Raw genomic sequence first — 3414 nt, 5'->3', positions numbered from 1 at the left:
TCGCCCATCTCTGCGGTAGGTGCCAGGGACAGATCGACGATGCCGAAAGGCACGCCAAGGCGTTCTGCCGCCATCGTTCCCACCAGCTGGCCCGTGCGAGTGATCTTGAACGCGGCCTTCTTAATCTCCTCCGCGACATCGTTCAGGCTTGCGCCCTCGAGGTTGCCCAAGGCGCGGTCGACGACACCAGGGCCGGATACACCGACGGAAACGACGCAGTCTGGCTCCTCGACGCCGTGGAAGGCGCCGGCCATGAACGGGTTATCACCGACTGCGTTGGCGAAGACGACCAGCTTGGCGCACGCGATCGAGGACTCATCCTTGGTGAGCTCCGCGGCTTCCTTGATCACTTCGCCCATGCGCGCCACCGCATTCATGTTGATGCCGGCGCGCGAGGTTGCGATGTTCACGGAGCCACAGACGAGGTCCGTCGTCGACAAGGCCTCCGGGATTGAATCGATCAGACGCTTTTCTGCGCTGGTGGCGCCCTTTTCGACGAGGGCAGAGTAGCCGCCGATAAAGTTCACGCCGATCTCTTGTGCTGCGCGGTCCAGCGCCTTAGCGACGAGTGCAGGATCGCCCTCGCAACCAGCGGTGACCAGTGAAACGGGGGTGACTGAGACCCGCTTATTCACGATGGGGATGCCCAACTCGGTCTCGATGCCCTCGCAGACCTCCACGAGACGGGCGGCCTGGGTGGTGACGCGGTCATAGACGGCCTGGGCCGTGTCCTCCATCGAGCTGCGGGAACATTCCAACAAGGAAATGCCCATTGTGACGGTACGGATGTCCAGGCGGTACTTCTCGATCATCTCGATCGTGTCGAGAATGCTGTGGCTGGCAAACTTCAGCTCCATAGCCTTGCCTTCCTAGATCTCGTTGACGGCGGTGAACAAAGCTTCGGACTGGATGCGAATCACCAGCGATTGCTCTTCGCCGACAGTGTCCATGCGGTCTTGCAGTTCCTTGATGCCGATGCGATCGTCGTTAAGCTCGACGCGCAAGATCATGGTGAACCATTTGTCCATCAAGGTCTGGGACACGTCGAGAATGTTGACGTCGTTTTCTGCAAGGGCGGCGGTGACAGCTGCGATGATTCCGGTGTGATCTGCACCGGTCACGGTAATGATGGCGTACATGGGAATGATTGTAGCTATCAACGCTATTCTGCTTGCCACTGCCCTCAAGCACGAGCGGGGGCAGCTGGTGGCCAATTAGCCCGGCTTCAAGAATTTTCCGCTAGCGTAGGTATATGAGAGCAGACGTAAAGAAAGTACTAATCATCGGCGGGCGTGGCAAGATTGCCAGGCTCGCCACGAAAATGCTGAGTGAGGCTGGAGCAGACATCACCTCGATGGTGCGTAACGACGAATCACGCGCCGAAGTGGAACCGCTCGGGGCGACAGCACTAGTCCAAGACCTGACTGAACTGACAGCGAAGCAATGGGGCACCCTCGTTGAAGACTTTGACGTAGTGCTGTGGTCTGCTGGAAACGGTGGGCGTGGGGGAGCGGACGTGACTTACTCCGTGGACCGCGATGGTGCCCTCACTCTGATTGAGGCACTCGAATCCATGGACCTGCCACCGCGACTGATCATGGTGTCCTACGTCGGCGCTTTGGATAACAATGCCGAGGACGACGGTGGAACGTGGTACGCCTACGTGGAGTCCAAGAAGGCTGTCGACTGGAGACTGGTCGACTCTGATATCGAGTACACGATCCTGGCACCGGCCGCACTTCACGACGGCCCTGCGACAGGCATTGAAGTCGTCGAGAATACCCCCGGTGCCGCCGAGGGCAAGCAGACGTCACGGGAACTCGTGGCCGAGGTGATCGCTGAATGTGCCTTGCGTGAGGATCACCCGCAGCAACGTATTGTGGCTTTCGTCGATGGCGAGGACGAGATTCTCAGTATCGAGCTGTAAAACACGTCTCGACGAAGCGGCGCAAAATGAAGTTGGCCCACGTGGTGTCAACGGAGGGTAGCCCGGCGACGATCGTGTCATAGTCTGCAGGCGAAAAGTAGCCGTAGTCGTAATAAAAATCCATCCGAGTCTTCATCGCCTGGGCATCCATTTCGGCGTGGAACTGGCTGGCCCACACTCGGTCGCCGTAGCGGACGAGTTGGACTGGGCAGGACGGCCCAGTCGCGAGGACCTCGAGGGCGCCGGACGGTGTTTCTGCGTTTTCCGTGTGACCGGTCAACGAAGTGAACTCTCCGGGAAAGCCTTGCAGCAAAATGTCTTCGCGCCCAGCGTCGGTCAGGCGTACCACCGTGGGACCTGAGTCTTCGGCGTGGGCGTGGCTCACGGCACCACCGGTGTGGTGGGTGAGCCAGCTTGTGCCATAACAGATGAGGAAGACGGGCAAGGGGCCGTCGATAAGCTCAGCAAGCTGCTGGTGCACGTGATGCTGCCAGAGCGACCACTCAGGGTCTGTGATGTTGAGTGAACTACCGCCGATGATGACGCCACTGATGTCGGTGAGGTCACCGACTACGTGCTCGGTGGATTCGAGGATGCGGTGCACTAGGGTGTCGTTGGTTAATCCTGTGGCCTGCATGACGTCGCGAGCTTCTGCAGCGGCGACGCTATTACCTAGGGGTCCGTCGCGCAGCGACAGCAACAAGATTTTTGACATGAACAGATTCTATACCGCTTGGTCTATTCGGTGTTAACCTGCCCTCGGACTGTCTGCTCCACGAGATCGAGGACTTCGTCGAGATGCTCCGTACTCTCGCCGCTGGCAAGCCTGGTGATGAAGCCATCCATGAAAGTTTCCAGCAGAGTGTGCAGAGCCTCGACGGGAACATCGTCGCGCATGCGTTGCTGGTCAGCATTCTTCTGCAGGCGCTTAGCGACGGCCTGATCCAATACTTCCTGGTGCGCCTTCCAGCGGGCCTTGAAATCGGGGTCTGATCGGAGCTTGCGCACAATTTCAAGGCGCGTGGCCAGCCAGTCATAGCGCTCGGGGTGGCGCAGCATATCGCGCATGACCTCGACCAGGCCGCCTTCCGCAACGACATCTGCCTGGCGCTGTGCGTCTTCTTCCGCAACCGCGAGGAAGAGGCTTTCTTTATCGCCAAAGTGGTGGAAGATCGCGCCGCGGGATTTACCCGTGGCTTCCTCGAGCAGCCGAACGGTAGCTCCCTCATAGCCGAACTCGGCGAAGCATTTGCGAGCGCCAACGAGAATGTCGTCGCGGCGGCGTTGTAGCTCATTGTCGCTGATAATCGGCATAAGGGGAGACCTCCTAAAAACCTGCAACGCAGGGGAAAAGAAAATGGGGGAGTGAAAAGGCAAAAGGGCCGTGCTCTGGGGTGAGCATGGCCCTTTTACCCTTTATGCAGTGTTGCCTTCAAGCACACCGGTGGGAATTACTTCACCATGTTGCGCAGCACGTACTGCAAGGC

Annotated in this window: 5 protein-coding genes; 1 reads left to right on the top strand and 4 read right to left on the bottom strand. The window is 59.0% G+C overall.

The window, feature by feature from the left end:
* A partial coding sequence (locus ACHFGA_RS01035; RefSeq protein WP_394280624.1) for a DUF711 family protein occupies positions 1-857 on the bottom strand: 857 nt, incomplete at its 3' end.
* 12 nt (positions 858-869) lie between these two features.
* A complete protein-coding gene (locus tag ACHFGA_RS01030; RefSeq protein ID WP_394280623.1) occupies positions 870-1139 on the bottom strand; it encodes an ACT domain-containing protein in 270 nt (89 codons plus the stop codon).
* Positions 1140-1252: 113 nt separating this feature from the next.
* On the opposite strand from ACHFGA_RS01030, the gene ACHFGA_RS01025 reads away from it, so the two are divergent.
* Positions 1253-1927: an NAD(P)-dependent oxidoreductase gene (locus tag ACHFGA_RS01025; protein WP_394280622.1), complete on the top strand. Its 675-nt coding sequence runs from the start codon at positions 1253-1255 to the stop codon at positions 1925-1927.
* Here the strand turns inward: ACHFGA_RS01025 and ACHFGA_RS01020 are convergent.
* Positions 1911-2642: a glutamine amidotransferase gene (locus ACHFGA_RS01020; RefSeq protein ID WP_394280621.1), complete on the bottom strand. Its 732-nt coding sequence runs from the start codon at positions 2640-2642 to the stop codon at positions 1911-1913. The two genes, ACHFGA_RS01025 and ACHFGA_RS01020, sit on opposite strands and share 17 nt — an antisense overlap.
* A 23-nt stretch (positions 2643-2665) precedes the next feature.
* Positions 2666-3241 (bottom strand): TetR/AcrR family transcriptional regulator, encoded by a 576-nt coding sequence (locus tag ACHFGA_RS01015; RefSeq protein WP_394280620.1) that lies wholly within the window; start codon positions 3239-3241, stop codon positions 2666-2668.
* Between the last annotated feature and the right edge of the window lie 173 nt (positions 3242-3414).

The sequence above is a fragment of the Corynebacterium sp. genome (assembly GCF_043426755.1).
Classification (GTDB): Bacteria; Actinomycetota; Actinomycetes; order Mycobacteriales; family Mycobacteriaceae; genus Corynebacterium.
The sequence above is the reverse complement of the archived record's forward strand: the minus strand, read 5'-3'. Positions and strand labels throughout refer to the sequence as shown.

Excerpts from the sequence above, each read along its gene's own strand:
- ACHFGA_RS01030 (WP_394280623.1), bottom strand. The coding sequence starts at position 1,139 with ATGTACGCCATCATTACCGTGACCGGTGCAGATCACACCGGAATCATC.
- ACHFGA_RS01025 (WP_394280622.1), top strand. The coding sequence starts at position 1,253 with ATGAGAGCAGACGTAAAGAAAGTACTAATCATCGGCGGGCGTGGCAAG.
- ACHFGA_RS01020 (WP_394280621.1), bottom strand. The coding sequence starts at position 2,642 with ATGTCAAAAATCTTGTTGCTGTCGCTGCGCGACGGACCCCTAGGTAAT.
- ACHFGA_RS01015 (WP_394280620.1), bottom strand. The coding sequence starts at position 3,241 with ATGCCGATTATCAGCGACAATGAGCTACAACGCCGCCGCGACGACATT.